Raw genomic sequence first — 22398 nt, forward strand, 5'->3', positions numbered from 1 at the left:
GAGGGCTACGCCCGTATTGAGAAAAACCCCCGGCTACGCCGGGGGATGTTTATTACCCAAAACTTCAGCAGTTTATTTTTTCGTCCACCACGTAAAGCGGCCGCTGTTTTACTTCCATAAACACGCGGCCCAGATACTCGCCGATAACGCCCAGCGAAATAAGCTGTACGCCGCTGAAAAATAAAATCGCCACCATTAAAGACGCATACCCGCTGACCGGGTTTCCGTAAACGATTTTCTGCACCGCCACCCACAGCGCGTATACAAACGCAAAGGCGGAGACGGCAAAACCGAAGTACGTCCACAGCCTAAGGGGCAGCGTGCTGGAGGCCGTCAGCCCTTCCAGCGCAAAGTTCCACAGCCGCCAGTAATTCCACTTGGTTTCTCCGGCGCGGCGCGCTTCGCGCGCAAACGGTACGGCGGCGGTTTTAAAACCCACCCAGTTAAAAAGACCTTTCATAAACCGCTCGCGCTCCGGCAGCTGCAACACGGCCTGGGCCGCGCGGCGGCTGAGCAGGCGGCAGTCTCCCGCGTCTTCGGGCAGGGGGCGGTCGGCGATGGCGTTGTGGAATTTATAAAACCCGCGTGCGGTAAAGCGTTTTAAAAACGAGTCTTTGCGGCGGCTTTCGCGCCGGCCGTAGACGACGTCAAAGCCCTGTTTAAATTTTTCCACAAACGCTGGGATGAGGGACGGCGGGTCCTGCAAGTCCGCATCCAGCACGATGACTGCGTCCGCCTTGGCGGCTTCTAACAGGCCGGCGGTAAGAGCCGCTTCTTTGCCGAAATTGCGCGCCAGCGAGATTACTTTTACGTTCGGGTTTTTTTGCGCCAGTTCTTTTAACTGCGCAAGCGTTCCGTCCGTACTGCCGTCGTTGACGAATACGTATTCAAACTGAGCGTCCGGCAGGGTTTGCAAAACGGTTTGGGTCTCTTCCCAAAACAGGGGGAGGGAGTCTTCTTCGTTATACATAGGGACGAGCAAAGCGATTTTCATGGGCGCGCTCCTGGATTAAAATCGTACGGGCCGTCTATGTGAAATTATAGTATTTTTGCGTAAAAAAAGCCCCGCGCCGTCAAACGCGGGGCCGTAAGAACCTCTGTGCGGGCGGAATTAAATGTCGTCCCACCCTTCCACGGCGGAACTTTGGTTGTACGATGACACGTTAGCCTCAAAAAAATTGCTTTTAACGCTGCCGTCCCCGTTGGTATCCGCGATTTTTTCCAAATGCGGATACGGGTTTTGCTCAAACCCCGCAAAAATGGGATTTAAACCGATTTCTTTTAAACGCTGGTTCGTGATAAACTTGGTGTATTTTTCGGTAGATTCGCGGTTGATGCCTACGATATGGTCGCCGATGATGTGGTTGCTCCACGCCATTTCCTGTGCGGCGGCCGCGGCGAACATTTCATACACTTCGTCTTTATTAAAGAAATCCGGGCGGTCGTTCCAAATTTCTTTAATCATCCGCGCAAACAGCACGCAGTGCACCAGTTCGTCGCGGTTGATGTATTTAATTTCGTCGGCGGTGCCGATCATCAGCCCGCGCGAAGCCAGGTTGTAGAAAAAGTTGAACCCGTTGTAAAAATAAATGCCTTCCAGCAGGAAGTTGGCCACCAGCACGCGCGCGAAATTGTGTTCGGTGCGCTCGTCCAGAAATTTCTGGTAAATGCCGGCAATATATTGGTTGCGTTCCAGCAGGACGGAATCCTGCCGCCATTTTTCGTAAATATCGTTGCGTTTTTCGGCGGGCACGATGCTTTCAATGATATAGGCGTAGCTCTGCGAGTGTACGGCCTCCTGATAGGTTTGGATGGAAAGCACCAGGTTGAGTTCCGGCGCGGTAATGTATTGGCTGATGTTGGGCAGGTTGTTGGTTTGGATGCTGTCCAAAAACACGAGGAAGGAGAGAATGCCGTCGTATGTATTGCGCTCTTCCGGCGAGAGTTCGGCGTAGCAGCGTTTGTCGTCAAACAGGGACACTTTTTCCGGAATCCAAAAGTTTTCCATCATGACGCGGTAGAGTTTGTTGGCCCACTGGTATTTGACGTTGTTTAAGTTAAACAGATTGGTTACGTTGCCGCCGATGATTTGGCGGTGCTGGAGGCTGTCGTCCCCAAAAATGTTAAAGATTTTTTTGTTTTGCATAGGTTCTCCGTTAGCCGGCGCAGCTGACGCACTCGGTTTTTTCCAGCGCGCTGCCGTCCTTTTGGATGGTGCGCGTGTAGTATAAGGTTTTGATGTCTTTCTGCCAGGCGGAAAGGATGGTGTCAAAGATGTCTTTGGCCTTTACGTCCATATTCAAATTATAGATAAGCTCAATGGAAATCCCGGTGTCAATCCATTTGTTAATCCGGCTCATGACGTCAATAACGATGCGCTGGTCCACCGTGCGGTTTTCCTGGTAGTACCAGAATTTTTCCTTGATAAACGGCGGGCAGTTGGGAATGCTCCCCTTGCCGTGCGTCTCCACGAAAAACTTGCTGTATACCGGCAGCACCGAGGCCGAACAGCCCTGGATTAAGGACGAGCTGGTGTTGGGCGCAACGGCGGTAATCTGCGAATTGCGGATGCCGTATTTTTTTAGGTCGTCAAACAGGCGGTTCCACGCGTCTTTATGCGCGGAGGATTGGAACGCGTCCTGCGTGCGGCCCAGGATAATCCCCTTGCTCCACTGGGAGCCGGGGTAAGCCTCAAACGTGCCCTTTTCCTTGGCTAAATCCACGCTGGCGCGCGTGCAGTACAGCGCAAATTTTTCAAACAGCGCGTCCACCTCGTCCGCCGATTTGGTGTAGAGCACGTTGCGTTTGGCCAGAAAATCCGCCAGGCCCATCGCGCCTACGCCGATGGTGCGGTAGCGGCGGTTGTGCAGGGCGCCTTCCAGGACGGGTACGTCGGTAAAGTCTATGGCGCTGTCCAGAAACCGCACGGAAGTGCGGCAGGCGGATTCCAGGTCCGCATCGTCTTGGATGTTGGCGAGGTTGACGGAAATCAGGTTGCATACGTGAATTAGTCCTCCGCTCATCCGGCTGACGATTTGGCCGTCTTCCAGTTGGCGGGAATCAAACCGCGTGGGGCGCACGTTGCTGTGCGATTCCGTGCACAGGTTGGTGCCCACAATCACGCCGTCGTGCTGGTTGGGGTTGTAGCGGTTTAACGTGTCTTTAAACGCCAGGTAGGGCATACCCGTTTCAATCTGCGAGCGCATAATTTTTTTCATCATTTCGCGCGCCGGCGCAAAGCGGAAAAGCTCCAGTTTGCCGGCTTTGGCGTCTTCGTAGAGTTTGGCGTAGAAGGCTTCAAACGCGTCGCCCCACAGGTCGCCCAGTTCCACGTTGTATTTTACACGGATTTCGTTGGGGTCCGCCATCAGCCAGTCCTGGTTGTCGCGCACTTTTTTCATAAACAAATCCGGGATGACTACCTGCGGAAAAATATCATAGGCTTTCATGCGCTGGTCGCCGTTTTCGGTGCGTAGCTCCAGAAAATCGTCTATGTCCATATGCCATACGTCCAGCGATACCGTTACCGCGCCTTTGCGCTTGCCCTGCTGGTTGACGGCCACGGCCGTATCATTAATAATGCGTATCCACGGAATCACGCCGCCGGAAGCGTTTTTAATGCCTTTGATGCGCGCGCCTTTACAGCGCACGCGGGAGAGATTGCACCCCACGCCGCCGCCGAATTTGGAGATGGCGGAAATCTGGTCAATCACGTAGAAAATAGAGTCGCGGCTGTCGTCCATCTGCGTGATAAAGCACGAGCTTAAATTGCCGTTCGGGCGCCGGAAGTTCATTAAAAGCGGCGTTCCCAGGGAAATTTTGCGGTCCGCCAATTTTTCATACGTGTCTTTAACCTGCGCCATCCGCACGCTCCTGGGGGCGTTCTGTTCAATTAATAAAGCGATGGTCAGGAACATATCCTGCGGGAATTCGGCCGCGTCGTCCTGGTATTCGGCCAGGTAGCGCTTAATCAGCAGGTTGGCGCCGGCGTAATCGTATACAAAATCGTACGCCGGGTTAATAAAGGAGGCGGCTTCGTTGATTTCTTCTTCGGAGTATTTCTGCAGGATAAAAGGCGTATACACGCCGCACGCGGTGTTGCGTTTAAGCGTGGCGGGGTAGTCGTACGCCGGGCGGCCGGCGCGGCGGCAGTAGAGTTCGGCCATTTTAAGCCGTCCGGCGGCGTATTTCCAGTCCGGCTGTTCCACGGACGTCAGCGACGCGGCCAGCGTCTGCAGATGGTTTAACAATTCTTTTACCGTGGTGTCTTTGGTTAAAAGCGGCAGGATTTTCTCCCGCAAGGCGGCGGGATTTACGTCCAGCCCGCGGGTGGCGCGCTCCAACAGCGCTTCGGTTAAAGAGCCCGTGGCTTTTTCGGCCAGCGGGCGGATGAAAGCGGAAAAATCGGTTTTTGTCATATGGAATAGGTCCTGTGCGGCCGGAACCGCTTAATAAGATTTATTCTTAATTATAGCTAAATTCAACCCGTTTATGAAGCGTATTTTTATGCGCGGCGGGCGGCGCGCGGCGGCGGCCTTCGGCGGGGATGCAGAACATAAAAAAAGGGGCTGTTTTTTGCCGGTTCCCCGCCTGATAAATGATATAATAAATACACGGCCGTCCGGGCCGTACGGTCGCCGTCCGGGAGGTATGGTTTTGCCGCGCATTTCGTTCCGTTCGTTTATCTTTTTCTTTATGGCTGCTGCGGCCATTATCGCGGCGGGCGTGGCGTTTTATTGGCAGCAGGTCAGCGGGATTTTGGAGCAGGACGTAAAAACCCATGTGGCCGCCGCCAGCGAAGAAGCCGCCGCCGATTTTAACCGCCTGATTCAAACCGACCGCCAGGTTTTGGAATCCATTTCCATTACCGTAGAAGACACCTATCCGTGGGCGGACCCCGCCAAACTGACCGAATTTCTGCGCCGCCAAACCCGGCACAATTATTTTAAACTCCTGGGCGTAGTAACCGAAGACGGAAAGGTCTTCCTTTCCGAACCGCGCCGTTTCAGCCCCACTTTTATCGCTGACGTTACCGCCCGCACGCTGGAAGCCGGGCATTACCTTTCGGTTCTCCAGGCGGACCCGTCCGACGGGGAAGACGTGCTGGTCCAGTCCGTTTCCCTGCGCCGCCACGGCAGGCCCGTAGGAGCGCTTTTTGCGCTGCAGCCGCCGGAACGGTATCGGCCGCTGTTAGCGCTGTCCGCCATGGGAAACAAAGGCTATTCGCTGGTGGTGGAGCGCAGCGGCGTGCCCGTGCTGGGCTACCATAAGCCGGATTTCGGCAATATGTTTGATTTGCTTGAAGGCGTTTCTTTTGACGGAAAAATGACCCTGCCGGATTTGCGTTCCGCCGTCCTTAACGGAGCGCATTTCATGGTGGGCTACCGCGACGGCGGCGAACGCCGCTTTCTGCATTTTATTCCGCTGGAAATCAACGATTGGTATATGATTTCCGCCCTGCCCACCCTGTATGTGGAGCACCAGGCCCAGCATTTAACGTGGCTGTCGCTGATTTTGTTTGTGTCTATTTTCATCATTTTCTGCGCGCTTATTTTTTACATCCTGCATATGCGCGCCTACAGCAACCGCCAGCTTTTTGACACCGCCTTTGTGGACCAGCTGACCGGGGCGGACAACTTTAACCGTATGTGTGAGCAGTTTGAAGAAAAACTGGCCGGGCTGAACCGCCGGGCGGCGCTGATTATTTTTGACATCAACAAATTTAAAGTCATCAATGACCTGCACGGCTACGAACGCGGCAACCAGGTGCTCCAGCGGGTGGCGCGCGTACTGCGCGAAAACATCGCGCCCGAAGAATGCTTTTGCCGCTCCACCGCAGACAACTTTGTCCTGCTCCTTAAATATACGGACCGCAAATCCTTCCGCGCCCGTTTAAGCGCGCTGACCACGCAGCTGCGCCGGGACTGCACGGTGGAGGATTCCTGCCTGATGATTGACGTGGCCTTTGGCGTGTATGAAGTGGCGGAAGATATTCCCTTCTATATTATGCTGGACCGCGCGCACCTGGCGCTGGAAAACGCGAAGAAAATGTCTTTTGACAAATGCCAGTTTTACGACGAATCCGACCGCAAGCGCATTGTGAACGAGAAACGGATTGAAAACACCATGGAGCAGGCGCTGGACCACGGGGATTTTGCCGTATACCTTCAGCCCAAGTGCGACTTTGCCACCGGCGAAATGCGCGGCGCGGAAGCGCTGGTGCGCTGGAACCGGCTGGAGGAAGGGCTCGTCAAGCCGGATGATTTTATTCCGATTTTTGAGAAAAACGGCTTTATTCTGCGTTTGGATATGTTTATTTTAGAGGAAGTCGCGCGGCTTTTGGCGGCGTGGAACATCAAGGGGCTTGAGCAGGTGCCCGTGGCGGTTAATTTTTCGCGCCTGCACCTGAATGATTCGCGCTATATCCCGCAGATGCTTCGCCTGGTAGACAAGTATGGCGTGGCGCATAATTTGATTGAAGTGGAGCTGACCGAAAGCGTGATTTTTAATAACCTGGAGCGCGCCCAGAACGTGATGCGCGGCCTGCACCGCCAGGGGTTTTCCGTGGCGATGGACGACTTCGGCTCGGGCTACTCCTCTTTAAACGTGCTGAAAAGCCTGCAGTTTGACAGTATTAAACTGGACAAAGAATTCCTGAGCGGATTTGAAGACAATCCGCACGCGCACAAAGTGATTGAAGGCGCGGTGGCGATGATTAAATCCCTGGACGTTCAGGTGGTGGCCGAAGGTGTGGAAACGCGCGAACAGGCCGATTTCCTGCGCCATACGGGGTGCGATTTGGCGCAGGGGTATTATTTCTCCCGCCCGCTGCCGGCGGCGGAGTTTGAACGGCTGCTCAAGAAAAATACGCCCCAGACGCAGCCCCCGGACGGGACGAAGCGGGTTGACTGACGGTTGGCCTGGCTCGGGACAGCATAAATAATAAGGAGTCCGGTTTTGCTTTTGTGTAATTGGTGATAGGGAACGCCCGGCGGCGTTCCTATTTTTGTCCTTCCGCGCGGCGTGCGCGGCGGCGGGTTGAAGCCGGCGCATAAAATAAGATATTATCCAAGAAGGGGCTCTCCCCTTCTTGCAGCAGGCAATTTTTCGTATAGGAGCGTTTATGGCATCGTCCAAAAACAATAAAATACTTACCGTTATTCAAACGATTGGCCGTTCGTTTTTCCTGCCGATATCCATTCTGCCCGTAGCCGGGCTTTTACTGGGTATCGGCGCTTCTTTTTCCAATATGTCCACCGTACAGCAATACGGGCTGGAATCCATTATGGGCACGGGCACTTTGCTCAACCATATGTTCCTGTTGATGAGCGCCGTGGGCAACGCCGTGTTTGCCAACCTGCCTCTGCTTTTTGCGCTGGCGGTGGCGATGGGGATGGCGAAAGAAGAAAAAGCCGTGGCCGTGCTGTCCGCCGCGCTGTCGTTTATCATTATGCATATGACGATTCACGAACTGCTGGTTTTTTCCGGCCAGGTCCTGCCGGACGGCCAGCTGGCTTCCTCCGTCATTGCCGGCACCGTGGGCACGACGCTGGGCATACAAACGCTGGAAATGGGTATTTTCGGCGGCATTTTGGTGGGGTTGGCCGTGGCGTACCTGCACAACCGTTTTTACCGCATAGAACTGCCGGTGGTGTTTTCCTTTTTTGGCGGCGTGCGTTTTGTACCGATTATCTGCACGCTGGCGTCTATCGTGCTGGGCGTGATTTGCTTCTTCGTCTGGCCGCCTATTCAGCGGCTGATTTTGGAAAGCGGCGCGCTGGTGGTCAAGACGGGTTATTACGGTACGTTTATTTTTGGTTTTATGGAACGCGCGCTGATTCCGTTTGGTTTGCACCATGTATTTTATATGCCGTTTTGGCAGTCGGGCCTGGGCGGTGCGATGAATATAGACGGGACGATGTACTATGGCGCGCAAAACATTTTCTTCGCGCAGCTGGCCTCGCACAACACCCAGCATTTCGCCATTGAAGCCGCCCGCTTTATGACGGGCAAATACGCCATTATGATGGGCGGGCTGATGGGGGCTTCGCTGGCGATGTACAACACCGCCGCGTCCGGCAAACGCAAACTGGTGGGCGGCCTGCTGTTTTCGGCGGCGCTGACCTCGTTCTTAACCGGCATTACCGAGCCGATTGAATTTACGTTTCTGTTTGTGGCGCCTTTGTTGTATGTGGTGCACTGCGTGTTTGCGGGGCTGTCGTTCGTGCTGATGCACGCGCTGGATATTACCATCGGCACCACGTTCTCCTGCGGGCTGATTGATTATGTGCTCTACGGCGTGATGCAGGGCAACGACAAGACGAATTGGATTCGCCTGATACCCATTTTCATTTTGTACTTTGTGGTGTATTATTACCTGTTCAGATGGGTGATTTTGAAGTGGAACCTGCCGACTCCGGGCCGCGAAGGCGAAGAGCAGGAAACCAAACTGTACACCAAAGCCGATTACCAGGCCAAAAAAGAACGGGAAGCCGCTTCCTCGTCCGCGGCCGATGCAAAACCGGCTGAAGTTCCGGCACGGCCTTCCGCCGGGGACGCCGCTTTTGAGCGCGACGAGCAGATGGAGAACATTATTGCGGGCTTAGGCGGGCTGGACAATATGGAAAACCCGGAATGCTGCGCCACGCGCCTGCGCCTTAATGTGCAGGACAGCTCCAAAATTGATAAGGCGACCCTTAAAAAAGCCGGTGCGCTGGGCGTGGTGATTAACGGCAACGCCGTTCAGGTGGTGTACGGCCCGGTGGTGAGCGTGATTAAACCGAAATTGCAGGAATATATAGATAAAAAACGCGCCGCGCAGAAATAAGTTTGAAGGTCTGCTAAAAAGCCCCCGCCCGCCGCGGGGGCTTTTGTAATGTCTCAAAAAGTCTCCCACCCTTTCGTATTATCGTTAAAATATTAACCTTGGGGATAAATTGCTACAATACAATAAAGTCTGTTTTATAAGAGAGATAATTTAAAATGATTACAGGTGAACTGAAAAATAAAATTGACCATTTATGGGAAATCTTTTGGACGGGGGGTATTACGAACCCCTTGGATGTAATCGAGCAAATTACCTATTTAATGTTTATCTGTGATTTGGATATTGCTGATGACAATAAACGCCGGGAAAGCCAAATGCTTAAAATCCCGTTCCAAAGTGTTTTTGGCGATAAAAAACAAGACTACAAATGGTCTGTTTTTAAACATTTTGCCCCGGAAAAGATGTACAAAACGATGCAGGAAGGGGTTTTCCCGTTTATTAAAAATTTACATGCGGACAAAAATAGCACTTATTCTAAATATATGTCCGACGCTATTTTTAAAATTCCCACACCCCAGCAGTTGGAAAAAATCGTTAGCGCGTTAGATGATATTATGTCCAACCCTGCTTATAAAGATAAGGATATGCGGGGGGATGTGTATGAGTATTTACTTTCCAAGTTGGCTACTTCCGGCACAAATGGGCAGTTCCGCACGCCGCGGCATATTATTCGTATGATGGTAGAACTTTTGGATATCCGGCCGGGTGACACCATTTGCGACCCTGCCTGTGGTACGGCGGGTTTTTTGGTGTCGGCAGGCGAATACCTGAAAGAGAAATACTTAAAAGAGATTTTTTATAACAAAGCCCGCCTGGAACACTACAACAATGGTATGTTTCACGGGTATGATATGGACCGGACAATGTTGCGTATCGGCGCTATGAATATGATGACGCACGGTATAGCCAACCCTAATATCTCCTATAAGGATAGTTTGTCCGACCAAAATACAAAATCAAATTGTTTCTCTAAAATTTTGGCAAATCCGCCATTTAAGGGCAGTTTAGATGCTGATATTGTGTCCGCGGATTTATTAAAAGTAACCAAAACGAAAAAGACGGAACTGCTATTTTTGGCTTTGTTTTTGCGTATGCTGCAGATGGGTGGCCGTTGCGCGGCCATTGTGCCGGACGGCGTGCTGTTCGGTGCATCTAAGGCACATAAATCCATCCGCAAGGAAATTATCAGCGGGAATAGGCTGGAAGCCGTTATCAGTATGCCAAGCGGTGTGTTTAAGCCGTATGCCGGAGTGTCTACGGCCGTGCTGATTTTTACGAAAACGGGCCATGGTGGAACGGATAAAGTATGGTTTTATGATATGCAGGCAGACGGTTTTAGTTTGGACGATAAACGCACGCCTGTAGAGGAGAATGACATCCCGGATATTATTGCCCGGTTTAAAAATGTGGCGCAGGAAGAAACCCGCAAACGCACGGACAAGAGCTTTTTAGTTCCTGTACAGGAAATTATTGATAACGATTACGATTTGTCTATCAATAAGTACAAACAAATAGAATATGTGCCGGAAGAATATCCCGCCCCTACAGCCATTTTAGCGGATATTAAAGCTATGGAAAAGGATATCGCCCAAGGCATAAAAGAACTGGAAGGACTGTTGAAATGAAAGTTTGGGAACTATTTATAAATTGCTTGCAAAATACGCATATCAACTGGGAGAATGCGATTGTTACTTTATTGGCGGCATTTTTTGGCGCTTGGTTTGCATATCGGTTTAATTTGAGACAACAAAGAAAATGGGACAAAGAACGAAAAATAGAAGAAGAAAAAATAAAACAAGAGGAACAGCTTTTGCAATTAAATTATTTGCAGACATATTTGCACTCTTATTTAGAAGAATTTTACGATATTTATCAAAAATTAAATTACAAACAACAACTCTATAAATCTCTTATTAAAAAGAATTATCAAGCCACTAAAGAAGACCTTGATAATATATATATTGCCTTTATAGATTTTTCATCCCAATTTAGGGATAATTGGGAAAAATTATCTTTTATTTATAATAATTCTGAATTTATTTCTTCGTTGGCTCGCGTAGAAACTGCTATTCATAGATTTGTGTTTTCGCATGATAAGGAAATAGAGCAGTTTGGGGCGGATGTGAAAAATTTGAGACAACAATTAGAAAAAATCCCAACAAAAAAATTCATATTATTGCGTGATTTTATAGATAAGCAAAAGTATAATAATGGCGAAGAAATATATAGGCTACAGCAGGCGGTGGTTTGCCTTGATACAATGCTAAATGTTTTTGAAAAATATGTTATTTCTCATAATCTCAAACTAGATAAACTATCATATTCTTCCAAAATTAGAAAATTTGTGAACCAAGCACAACGCGAGGTAAATCAATATGAAGCATAAAATAAAACTCGCAGCTGTTTGCCAACAGGTTCGGGGTGTATCTTATACTCCAAAGGATGAAAAAGAAGTCCCTACAGAAGGATATATCCCAATTTTGAGGGCAAATAACATTCAAGAAAAACTGGAATTTAATGACTTGATTTATGTAAGGTCTAGCAAAATTAATAATAAACAATTGCTAGGAGTAGGGGATATTTTGGTTTGTGCCTCTAGTGGAAGTAAACATCTTGTCGGGAAAGCTGCCATTTTCTTTTCTTCTCCTTTTTCTAAAATTAGTTTTGGGGCTTTTTGTAAAGTAGTTAGACCCCAAAATATTTATGCACCGTATTTGTTTCATTTTTTTAATAGTGCGTATTATAGACATACGATTTCTGAAATCGCGCAAGGCGCGAATATTAATAATATTCGGAATGAGCATCTAAATAATTTGGATATATATGTACCATCTGAATTGGAACAAAAGCGGATAGCGGGGATTTTGGATAAAGTGCAAAGTTTAATTGCTTTGCAAAAACAACAGTTAGAAAAATTAGATTTACTTATTAAAAGTAAATTTATAGATATGTTTGGAGATCCAAGTTGTTTAGAGAGTGTTACAGTCCCATTAAAAACATATGCTCAAATTTCGGGGGGATATGCTTTTCCGAGTGATAAATTTTTAAGTGCTGGGATACCGATTATTCGTATTAGTAATTTGCAAAATGGTTCAGTTGTATCTAGCTCTAAATGTTGCTTTTCACCACAGTTTTTGTCTTCACATTCAGAATATGCTGTACAGTATGAGGATATTTTGTTGGCGATGTCAGGAGCGACTGTTGGAAAAACCGCTATATATAAACAAAAAAACCCGGCTTTATTAAATCAGCGTATAGCGTGCCTAAGAAATATTGACAAGGTGAGTTGCACTGCTTTTTTATATATAATCACGAAAATGAAATGGTTTTATGATAGCATACTAAACTTATCTGCAGGATGTGCTCAACCAAATATTAGTATTTCTCAAATTCAGGGATTATTAGTCCCCAAAGCATCTTTTGTTCGACAGAGACAATTCTCTTGTTTTTATTATAACATTGAGAAACAAAAAGTTTTATTGAAGAACCGTTTAGCTAGTTTAGAAACGCTTTATAAATCTCTTATGCAGGAGTATTTTGGATAAAATATAATAACTTATGACCAATTTTGATTTTTTAGCTCAAGATGAGCGGTTTTCGGCTTTTTCCGGCGCGGCGGCCGCGGCGGAAAGAGTGTTTGCCGTGGATATTGCTTCCAGCGTGGTGATGTGCCGCCGCGCGCTTGAGCTGGCTGTCAAATGGGTCTATTCTGTGGATTCCTCGTTAGAACCCCCTTATCAGGACACGCTTTCCACCCTGATTCATGCTGATTCATTTAAAAAATTAATCAAAGACGATCTTTTTAACCGCATTAACTATATCCGCAAAGTGGGCAATAACGCGGCCCATAACGACCGAAATATCACGGCCGGGCAAGCCGCGTTCGCTCTGGAAAACCTCTTTTATTTCATGGATTTTGTGGCGTTTTGCTATGGCGAAAATTACCAAAAACATATTTTTAATAAACAATTGCTAGAGCAACAGCCGCACCTCACTATGCCCGTGGCAGAAGTGAAAAACATCCCCTTGGCGGAACTTCAACAGGAAAACAAAACCGTTGCCCCGCGTTTAACTGCCCAACGTGAGGAAAAAGCGTCCGCTTATGTACCTGTTCCCCTGGATCCTACCGAAGCGCAGACCCGTAAGGCCTATATTGATGTAATGCTTACTGCGGGCGGCTGGGAACACGGCAAAAACTGGGTAGACGAGTACGAAATTGAGCATATGCCTAATCACGCGGGCAAGGGCTTCGCTGATTACGTATTGTTTGGAGACGACGGCAGACCCCTGGCTGTAATTGAGGCTAAAAAAACTAGTGTGGATGTAGCAAAAGGGCGTCAACAGGCTAAGTTATATGCTGATGATTTGGAGCGCCGTTTCGGCCGTCGGCCCATTATCTTCTTAACCAATGGTTATGATACCCGTATTTGGGTAGATCAACCGGGGGGCTACCCGGAACGGAAAGTTTCGGGCATTTACAGTAAGCGGGATTTGGAAAAAGAATTCCACAAACTAACTCATCGCGAGCCGTTAGAGCATATTTTGGTGGATAATAATATATCGGGGCGTTATTATCAAAAAGAGGCTATCAAAGCTGTATGCGAAACCTTTGGCCGGGCCAATAAACGCAAAGCCTTGCTCGTGATGGCTACGGGAAGCGGTAAAACCAGGACTGTTATTTCACTAGTCAAAACGTTGATGGATAAAGGTTGGGTAAAGAACTTTTTATTTTTAGCGGACAGAAACTCTCTAGTAACGCAAGCGAAGCGCAATTTTGTTAATCTGTTGCCGAGTGTGTCTGTTACAAATTTAGTGGAAGATAAAGATAATTTGTTGGCGCGTGGGGTATTTTCCACCTATCAAACCATGATGAATTGTATTGATACCGCCCAGGATGAAGATGGAAAACAACTGTTTACCTGCGGACATTTTGACTTGATTATTGTGGATGAAGCGCACCGGAGCATTTATAAAAAATACCAAGATATTTTTACCTATTTTGACGCTTTATTAGTAGGTCTTACCGCAACCCCTAAGAGCGATATTGATAGAAACACTTATGAAATTTTTGAGTTGGAAGATGGTGTCCCTACTTATGGCTACGAGCTGGCGCAAGCCGTAAAAAATAAATTTTTAGTAGATTATAAAACTTTTGAAACCACTTTTAAATTTATAGATCAAGGTATTGTCTATAATGAACTGTCAGATGCTGAAAAACAGGAATATGAAGAGAAATTTATAGACGAAGAAGGCAATTTGCCTGACAGTATTGCCAGCAGCGCCTTAAACGATTGGGTGTTTAATAAAAATACGATTCGCCATGTGCTTTGTGACCTGATGACGAAAGGTTTAAAAGTAGATTATGGCACTAAAATCGGCAAAAGTATTATTTTCGCCAAGAACCATTTACATGCCGAGAAAATTTTAGAAATTTTTAATGCCGAGTATCCGCATTTGCCCGCGGGCTTTTGCCGGGTAATTGATAACTATACCAACTATGCGCAAAGCCTTATTGATGAATTTTCAGATTCTAAAAAAATGCCGCAGATCGCTATTTCTGTAGATATGTTGGATACGGGTATTGATGTCCCTGAAATCCTAAACTTGGTATTTTTCAAAAAAGTATTAAGTAAAGCCAAGTTTTGGCAAATGATTGGCCGCGGTACGCGTTTATCTCCCGGGCTTATAGATGGAGAAGATAAAAAGGGATTTTATATTTTTGACTATTGTTCTAATTTTGAGTTTTTTCAAACGGAACACAAAGATAGTTCTAGTGCCGGGGTGTCGCTGCAGGAGCAACTGTTTAAAATTAAAACTGAATTGGTTTATAAGTTGCAAGAGTTGCCTTTCCAAAATGATTTCTTTATTTCTCTGCGCAAGCGGCTTGTTGGGGAACTGTTGGGCAGTATCCAGGCCTTAAACAGAGATAGCTTTGCGGTGAAACAGCATTTGCGGGCAATAGACCGTTTTCAGTCTGTACAATCTTTTGAAAATTTAACTTATGAAAATTTGTTAGATTTGCAAAAAGAGATTGCTCCATTAGTTCTGCCGGAACAGGAAGATGCCGAAGCATTGCGCTTTGATGCCTTGCTGTATGGCATGGAGTTTTCACTTTGTAAGGGGTATAGTTGCAAAAGGGGGTGCACGGACTTAATCAAACGTGTTCAAGCCTTGATCCCTTGCGGAACTATCCCTGCCGTAAATGCGCAAAAAGAACTGATTCAACAGATTTTACATACGGATTATTTGACCCGAGTGCAAGTGCCGGATTTAGAAAAAATTCGGCAACAACTTCGCGGCCTAATGAAATTTATTCCGCCATCCTCAACGACGCGTTATGATACTAATTTCACTGATTATGTAACAAACTATCAGGAAAACGATGCCCAGTTGCAAACAAACGAACTGGAAAATTATCGTAAAAAAGTCAGTTTTTTCTTGAGGGAGCATCTTAATTTCCCGGCGGTTGCTAAACTTAAATCTAACGAACCTTTAGCATCAGAAGATATAAAACAACTGGAACAGCTCTTGTGGAAAGAATTGGGGTCTAAAGAAGCATACCGGCAAGAAATAGGGGATATGCCATTAGGGGCGTTTGTCCGTTCTATTGTTGGATTAGATATGGTTGCTGCTAAACAAGCTTTTTCTAAATTTATTGATGAAAAAGAATTGGATTCCCGCCAGATTTATTTTGTTGACCAAATTATCAACTATATCGTTGAAAATGGGGTTTTGACAGATATGAGTATCCTGCAGTATTCGCCGTTTTCTGACCGCGGAAGCGTAGCTGATATTTTTCCTAATACGGCGGTTTGGAATAACGTGTGCGCTGCTATACAATCTGTGAACCAAAATGCTTTTTGGTAATATTCATTTCAACGAATGTCACTTCTTCGGTTTATGAGCGAATCCGTCCGCCCCTTATTTTGCGCCGTCTATACACGCAAGTCCACCAGCGAGGGGTTAGAACAAGATTTTAACTCCTTAGGCACCCAGCGGGAGGCTTGCTTGGCGTACATATCCAGCCAGCGCGGAGAAGGCTGGACCGCCGTCAGTGAGCATTATGACGACGGCGGTTTCACCCGGGCCAATACGGAGCGTCCGGGTTTACAGCGTTTGCTTGAAGATATCCGCGCGGGCAAGGTAAATTGCGTGGTGGTGTATAAGGTGGACCGCTTGTCGCGTTCTCTACTGGATTTTTCCCAGTTGCTGGAGTTTTTTGATAAACATTCTGTATCGTTTATATCCGTTACGCAAAACTTTAATACCAAAACCTCTATGGGCCGATTGACGCTTAACATATTGCTGTCTTTCGCGCAGTTTGAGCGGGAAATCATCAGCGAGCGTACGCGCGATAAAATGGGAGCCTCCCGCATGAAAGGCAAGTTTTTGGGCGGGCTGGTGCCGTAGGCTATCAGCTGGATAAGGAGCGTCATGTATTGGTGCCGCATCCCGAGCAGGCGGAACAAATCCGCTTCATTTTTGACAGCGTTTTGCGGGAGCGAAATGTTTCTAATGTACTTAGTTTAGTGCAAGCCAAGGGGATTGGCCTGCCTGAGCGAAAGTGTAAAAACGGCGTCGTTTGGCCGGCGAATCCGATATCCCGCGCGCATTTATACCGGATTATCCGCAACCCGGTGTATGTCGGCAAAGTTCGATATAAAAATAAATTGTACCCCGGGGAGCAGGAGGGGATTGTATCCGCGGAAGTCTTCCAAGAAGTGCAGGATCTGTTAGACGCCAAACGCATTAAGCGCGGCTATACGCGCAAACTGATAGACGGGCTTTTGCGGGGGCTGTTATATTGCAAGGAGTGCGGCAGTAAAATGGTGCCGACCTACGGCAAAAAGAACGGACGAAAGCATTTTTATTATATCTGCCATAAGTGCCAACGGGAGGGATATGCCTCCTGTCCCACCAAGACGGTTCGTCAGGCGGAATTTAATGAAGCGGTTATCCGGCGGTTAAGCGAGCGGGGTTTATTAAATAGAGCGGAATTTGAACGGTTATCTATAGACAAACAAACGTCGGCACTTATGGAGACAGCGGAAAAAATCACTTATGCGTATCAAGATGAGTATATAGAAGTATTCCTTAAGAATGGCGTAAGTTTTGGTTTTCGGGCCAAAGTGAAGCCGCATATCGGCGGCGTGCCCAAGCGGGAACGGCAGGCCTATAAGAACCGCCAAAAACTCAAAGCCGATAAGGCCACTTATTACAAAGCCCTTGCCTTACAGATACGGGAGTATATGCGCGTGAACAATTTGAGTCAAAAACAATGCGCCCAAGCATTAGGGCTAAGCAGTGCAAGGGGGAGCCAGATTTTAGCCTTGATTTGAACTTGTGTAAGTTGCATAAAAAAGTATAATATGAAAGAATTATATTCATCACTTGGCAAGATTTAGAGGGGTTAAATTGTTTATGGTAAAAAAGAAGGGTCTATTATTTTTTAATGCTTATCGCTACTTGCTTATTCCCCAAGATTATATTCAAACAGATTTTTATAAGGGTATTGAGGATAAAGAATCATTGAATAAAAAAAAGAATGAGTTGTTCGCAGAATATGTTCGCTCATTACCGACACACTCTTTTCCCTCGATTAAGTTTCAACTCATCGAAGGAAAAGGTAATTTGTTTTTAATAAAAATGGGCCTTCGAAAACATGCGTTGATTGGAACTCCAGAGTTAGTTGAAAAAGAGATAGAAGATTGGCATAGTGTGTATGTAGCGTTTGACTTTTCAAAACAGATGTTTTTAGTACAACATAAAACCAAGGTTAGCGCAGAGACATCTTCTCTTTCTAATAAATTATTAGACATATTTCGACCATATGTAAAACAACTTAGTCTTAATATACAGGTTAATCCCATCTTAAAAAAGAATTTATTTTGGGATATTGTAAAAAAATATGATAAGAAAATTAGGGAAGTTGACTTTGTTTTAACAGCTCCTAATTTTGCAGATATTACTAAGTATTTAGGAGAAGAACTTGAAGCGGCTATGCGCAGTACTGCAGCTGCTCAGGCAAAAGTTGTTTTATCGAGCGATGACCAGTCTGTTTTGACATTATCTGAAAATGATCCAAATGTGGCTAGTATGGCTAGATATACCCAAGAAGGTGGGGGATATTTTAGTGTTCGTTTACTTGGGTTAAAAAGAAAAACATCAAAAGAAGGGGCAAAAGAAATATCTATTGATTCGGCTTGTATAGAAGGACAAGGTAGTGTTATTCCTTTTTTAGAGGAATTATTCAATGATGCAGAAAATTAAAACAGCAGTATTTTATTTGTGTATAGGGGCTATATTAATTTTTGGAAGCCATGCTTTAGAGAGCACCTTTCTGCCTGAGTTTCTTATGAAAGATCTATTAACTATATTGATTGCTCTCTTGGCTATTAATATTGCTACATTAGGGATTGTTTTTTCTAAATTGGAAGAAATTGCTATTAGTGTTGAGGAAAAAACAGGCGCGCGCCCCACCTTTGAAAAAACTCAACAAGAGGCCTTTTCTTCTGTCAAAGAACAAATGTGGATGATCGGTATAACCGTTGTGGTTTCTATGGGGTGTTCTTCTTCTTTTTGTGAACAATATGTAGTTCTAAAATATATTACTCAAACAATTTTAGCAACAGTTTTAGTTTGGGATTTGTTTGTTCTTTACGATACATCTAGTGCTGTATTTAAAGTTCTAAATTTGTCTTATAGCTTTTTAGGTAAGAATAAAAAATAATCCTGATTAGAAAATACCTCGCATTATCGGGGAAATATTTCATTCTAGCCGGAATGTTTAATTAATGTAAACTATGTAAATTGTGCGCGGTTTATTTTTTTATATATTTTAAGAGAGTCTTTATAATTTTTAAAAGTTAAATTTTTAGAATTAAATTTAGGGCCAAAAAGATAGAAAAGCGGCAAAAATGCTCTTTTTTCTATCTTTTAGGGGATAGACTAAAAAGTATATTTTTCGTATTAGGGACCGACAGAAGAAAAACGCCCGACGAGGCGGGGGGATAAACCAGCCAAACAGGCATTAAAAAATCCCGCCGAGGGTTCGACGGGAAAAATATATGGGGTACTGTCGTCAATACTTTTTATAACTTTTTAATACAGTAAAGCTGGCAAGGCTTTAATAAACACCATTACTAACTTTCTTTTTTAATAATATCCAGAAAAACTTTATTTCGGGCGTTTGCGTCTTTGACAATAGCATCGGTTGAAAGAGCGTAACAGTGAATATTCAATTCTCCATTAAAAGAATAAAATAAGTTATTTTCCCCATGAGAAAATAGGGGCTTAAAATTGTTTCGTTTTAGTGCTTTTACAAGGTTTTCATCAATAGAAGTTATAATGTATCCCCATATATTCCTAATATTGGAAAAATTATCTCTAACAGCACCTAGATTGTCCCATATTTCTGAAATAGCTTTTCGTTTTTCATTGTTAGATGCTCCACAAGCTTTAAATTCAATGATAGTACAATCTACTTCATTTTCGGTTTCAGGCTTAGAAAATGTTACAAATAAATCAGGTCTTTTAAGTTTATCTTCTTGCTCAATATCTTTGGACCAAAATTCTCCTATTTTTTTCATAGTAATATCGCTTGCCATATAGTGGTATGTCATAAACTTATCATCTAAAAGCCATATATTACTATCTAAGTGGGAGGCATTGGTTATTTCTTGATGCTTTTTAGCAAAGAGGTGATGTAAAATATCTTCTTGTGCTGAGTTTTCATTATGCGTTTGTTTAAGAGCATTAATTATATTCTGCCTAAAATGGATATATTGAGCTAAGTCTAATGCGGCAATATGTTCAACTTTCTCTACCGCCTCTTTAAAAGCAGGAGAATTTACTTTCGCATTTTTAAGGGCTTTCGTGAATTGAGTTTGGGCTTTAATTTTATCATTTTCAAATTCTTTTTTTGCTTTTTTTAGTAAAGAATCGGGAGAGGTTGCTCCTATGATATTATTGTTTTTTCTTAAATATCCGGCTAAATGAGGGTTATTCTCTACTAGGTTTTCAATAATATTTTTATTTTTATCCGCGAGTTCGGGATATTTTTTTTGAGAAACCGTAGAAATTATCTTACGTAATTGAGAGTTGATATCATTCCAAGATAGCACAGCACATAAAGAAGTTTCCTTGGGACAAATATATTTAAAGGCGTTACGTTCATTGTTGCACAAATTATCAAAATAAGTGGATTGCAATAGAAAGATAGAGGAATCAGTCCCGGGAGCAATAAAAGAAACCTTTTCTTCTTGAATATTACCAAAACTCATTACAGTTCTATTGTTGGCACAATAAAAATGCATATTTTGAGATTTAGTGTCATTTAAGAACAAGTAAGAAAGTTTGAAATCTGTTTTTATAGTATTGCCAGAAATTTCTTTTTCTATAGAGAAAGATGTTGTTTCGGGGATGGGAATATTATCCGAACTAATAGTTTCTCCCATTGTTTCATCATCAATCAAGATATTAATTGCGAATTTCCGCCCGCTCTGTTTCATCAATACTAAATTAGGTAATAGATGTATTTTTATTTTTCTAGCGAAATCTTCTAATGAGATAATTCGGTCCGTGTCTCTGCTATAATTTTCTCTTATTCCTACAAAATTAATAGTTGTTTCATTTTGGTACAACGGTGCGGGGGTAAATACACGACTTTCTTCTAACTGTTGCGGAGTTGTATTGTCAAAAGATTCATCAAATACAAAGGAAATTGTATTATATCCTTGGCTATCTTGTATTTTGCTTTGTATTTCAATTTTTTGAAAAGTTTTCAACCAGGTAAAACGTCCTACGCCTTTGCATCCAATTTTTGCTTTATAATCGGATAAATATTCGCAAAAGGACAATATATTTTCAGAATTAAAGCCGTTACCATTATCGGTAATAGCAATAGAATCTATGGCTTTATAATTCTTTGTGTCTTCGGGAGCATTAAATAGCCAAGGAACCGTTTTTATATGAATCTTGATATCTGTTGCTTTTGCTTCCAGGGAATTATTTATAGCTTCAAAAATAGGTTGTAAGAAAGAAATTCCATGCAATTCGGATAGGATATTCTTAATTTTCGTTAACATAAACCCTCTGATAGAATCTTTTTTATAAATATAGCAAATTTGTTTATTAAATGTTTCTAATAATATTAAGGGGAAAGTGGTGAATATCAAGGGCATTTTGGAGAGGAATTAAAAGTATATTTGATAATTTAGAATCTGTTTTACCCTATACAACGATAGAAGTCTATAAATTAAGATATAAGAGGATATTTTTACCTATTTTGGGGCTAAAATGGTATATTATTTGTATAAAATATATACTTTTCGGTATATTATTTCATTTATATTCAAGTTGTCTAAAAAAGGAGTATTTTTTGCAGTTCCCTAAGCCCTAACAGGGCTTAATTACAATTTGAGTCTGTTTTTGGAACCGTATGTGGAATGCGGTGCGCTTTTGGGATACCAAAGGCACAATTAGCCTCCAAAAACAGCCGAGTTTTAAACACAGAGTGAGCGGCCTAATTACCCGCTTGCCCTGTGTTGAATGTTTCCTGCCCTTCGGGGCGGGAAACTGCGGCTGTTTATATTTGGGTTAGGCTAATTGGCTCGGATATAACAGCCGCCATTTTTATATCCTACCTGCGCTTCTCGGTTCCGTTGTACAGATTATTTCATACAAGGAGTAGAACAATGGACCTCGGAGTACGGGTTGATACCCGCATTAAAGAAAACCTCAAGAAATACCAAAATCAATTGTTGCGTTTGCAGGAATTAAACGCCAAAGAACCGCCGACTGAAAAAGTGGCTATGGATATGCTTTGCGATGTGTTTGGGTACGATTTGGAACACGTTTTCGGTCAATATGGCAATAATAACGGCCGTTCCTGCGACGCGGTAATTAAAGACGATAAAAAAGTCTTTTATGTGTTTGAATGTAAGCGCATTGGAACGGAAAAGAAAGAATTTAACAAGCACGTACGGCAAGTGATTGAATATTGCTCTACGCTGAATGTTCCTTGGGGTATTCTTTCTAATGGGATTTACTGGCAACTCTACTATGTGGACGTAAAAGCCTCGCCCGTAACCGCAACTCTTGTATGGGACTTTGATGTATTGGAACTCAGCCACCGCCAAGCCGCCCACCGCGAAAAATTGCTTCCATTGTGCAGGGAAGCCATTTCAAAACACTTAAAAGAATCCATTTTAGAAGAAAAACGGGCGTTAAGTGTGGAAAATATCGCCCGCGTCTTGCTTAGCGACGAGGTATTAAAGGCCATTGGCGGCGTTTTTAAGCGTAAAGTTGGCGTGAGGGTAGATATGGATACCCTGGAAGCTAAAATTCGCGAATTATGCCCGAATTTGCCCGAAAACATACGCGGTTTTCGCGCTCCTAAGAAAAAGGATAAGCCCGCTCAGCCGGAAATTAAGGTGGTTGTGAATAACGAGGGGGCTCCTAAACCTGCTTCTAATTGTGAGGAAAACAAAAATATATGAAAATAGATATTTTCGTTATTGTTTTGCAAAAGATAAAAATATCGGTAACGAAAATTCTCTCTTTCTCTATTT

The 22398-nt window shown here is 44.6% G+C and carries 15 protein-coding genes; 11 read left to right on the forward strand and 4 right to left on the reverse strand.

Features of this window, described 5'->3' with window-relative positions; all coding sequences use genetic code 11:
* Window positions 1-64: 64 nt before the first annotated feature.
* The 3 genes from ACQY36_RS02040 to ACQY36_RS02050 form a co-directional block, all read right to left on the reverse strand.
* Window positions 65-994: a glycosyltransferase family 2 protein gene (locus ACQY36_RS02040; protein ID WP_428077495.1), complete on the reverse strand. Its 930-nt coding sequence runs from the start codon at window positions 992-994 to the stop codon at window positions 65-67.
* Window positions 995-1111: 117 nt separating this feature from the next.
* Window positions 1112-2146 (reverse strand): ribonucleotide-diphosphate reductase subunit beta, encoded by a 1035-nt coding sequence (locus ACQY36_RS02045; protein WP_428056093.1) that lies wholly within the window; start codon window positions 2144-2146, stop codon window positions 1112-1114.
* 10 nt (window positions 2147-2156) lie between these two features.
* The gene (locus tag ACQY36_RS02050; RefSeq protein WP_428077496.1) at window positions 2157-4418 is read right to left on the reverse strand and encodes a ribonucleoside-diphosphate reductase subunit alpha; all 2262 of its coding nucleotides are present in this window, start codon (window positions 4416-4418) and stop codon (window positions 2157-2159) included.
* A 232-nt stretch (window positions 4419-4650) separates the two neighbouring features.
* Between ACQY36_RS02050 and ACQY36_RS02055 the strand changes: the two genes are divergently transcribed.
* The 10 genes from ACQY36_RS02055 to ACQY36_RS02100 all read left to right on the forward strand — a co-directional run bounded on the left by ACQY36_RS02055 (window position 4651) and on the right by ACQY36_RS02100 (window position 18557).
* Window positions 4651-6912 (forward strand): putative bifunctional diguanylate cyclase/phosphodiesterase, encoded by a 2262-nt coding sequence (locus tag ACQY36_RS02055; protein ID WP_428077497.1) that lies wholly within the window; start codon window positions 4651-4653, stop codon window positions 6910-6912.
* 211 nt (window positions 6913-7123) lie between these two features.
* Complete coding sequence (locus ACQY36_RS02060; RefSeq protein WP_428077498.1) at window positions 7124-8827, forward strand: PTS transporter subunit EIIC; 1704 nt, start codon at window positions 7124-7126, stop codon at window positions 8825-8827.
* Between the two features lie 155 nt (window positions 8828-8982).
* Window positions 8983-10452 carry an N-6 DNA methylase gene (locus ACQY36_RS02065; protein WP_428077499.1) on the forward strand — a complete coding sequence of 490 codons (1470 nt, stop codon included), beginning with the start codon at window positions 8983-8985 and terminating at the stop codon, window positions 10450-10452.
* Window positions 10449-11213 (forward strand): hypothetical protein, encoded by a 765-nt coding sequence (locus tag ACQY36_RS02070; protein ID WP_428077500.1) that lies wholly within the window; start codon window positions 10449-10451, stop codon window positions 11211-11213. Before ACQY36_RS02065 ends, ACQY36_RS02070 begins: the two co-directional genes overlap by 4 nt.
* The gene (locus tag ACQY36_RS02075) at window positions 11203-12372 is read left to right on the forward strand and encodes a restriction endonuclease subunit S (protein ID WP_428077501.1); all 1170 of its coding nucleotides are present in this window, start codon (window positions 11203-11205) and stop codon (window positions 12370-12372) included. The genes ACQY36_RS02070 and ACQY36_RS02075 overlap by 11 nt, the downstream gene beginning before the upstream one ends.
* A gap of 13 nt (window positions 12373-12385) precedes the next feature.
* Window positions 12386-15694: a DEAD/DEAH box helicase family protein gene (locus tag ACQY36_RS02080; protein WP_428077502.1), complete on the forward strand. Its 3309-nt coding sequence runs from the start codon at window positions 12386-12388 to the stop codon at window positions 15692-15694.
* Window positions 15695-15727: 33 nt separating this feature from the next.
* Entirely contained in the window at window positions 15728-16237 is a 510-nt protein-coding gene (locus ACQY36_RS02085; RefSeq protein WP_428077503.1) for a recombinase family protein, read from the forward strand.
* A 32-nt stretch (window positions 16238-16269) separates the two neighbouring features.
* Entirely contained in the window at window positions 16270-17166 is an 897-nt protein-coding gene (locus ACQY36_RS02090) for a recombinase zinc beta ribbon domain-containing protein (protein WP_428077526.1), read from the forward strand.
* 82 nt (window positions 17167-17248) lie between these two features.
* The gene (locus ACQY36_RS02095; RefSeq protein WP_428077504.1) at window positions 17249-18097 is read left to right on the forward strand and encodes a hypothetical protein; all 849 of its coding nucleotides are present in this window, start codon (window positions 17249-17251) and stop codon (window positions 18095-18097) included.
* Window positions 18081-18557: a hypothetical protein gene (locus ACQY36_RS02100; RefSeq protein WP_428077505.1), complete on the forward strand. Its 477-nt coding sequence runs from the start codon at window positions 18081-18083 to the stop codon at window positions 18555-18557. Before ACQY36_RS02095 ends, ACQY36_RS02100 begins: the two co-directional genes overlap by 17 nt.
* 412 nt (window positions 18558-18969) lie before the next feature.
* On the opposite strand, the gene ACQY36_RS02105 is transcribed toward ACQY36_RS02100, so the two are convergent.
* Window positions 18970-20913, reverse strand: a complete 1944-nt coding sequence (locus ACQY36_RS02105; protein ID WP_428077506.1) for an ATP-binding protein — start codon at window positions 20911-20913, stop codon at window positions 18970-18972.
* Between the two features lie 609 nt (window positions 20914-21522).
* On the opposite strand from ACQY36_RS02105, the gene ACQY36_RS02110 reads away from it, so the two are divergent.
* Window positions 21523-22326 (forward strand): type I restriction enzyme HsdR N-terminal domain-containing protein, encoded by an 804-nt coding sequence (locus ACQY36_RS02110; protein WP_428077507.1) that lies wholly within the window; start codon window positions 21523-21525, stop codon window positions 22324-22326.
* Window positions 22327-22398: the final 72 nt, after the last annotated feature.

Origin of the sequence: Candidatus Avelusimicrobium alvi (assembly GCF_958451995.1) — a bacterium.
In the GTDB taxonomy this organism is placed as follows: Bacteria; Elusimicrobiota; Elusimicrobia; order Elusimicrobiales; family Elusimicrobiaceae; genus Avelusimicrobium; species Avelusimicrobium alvi.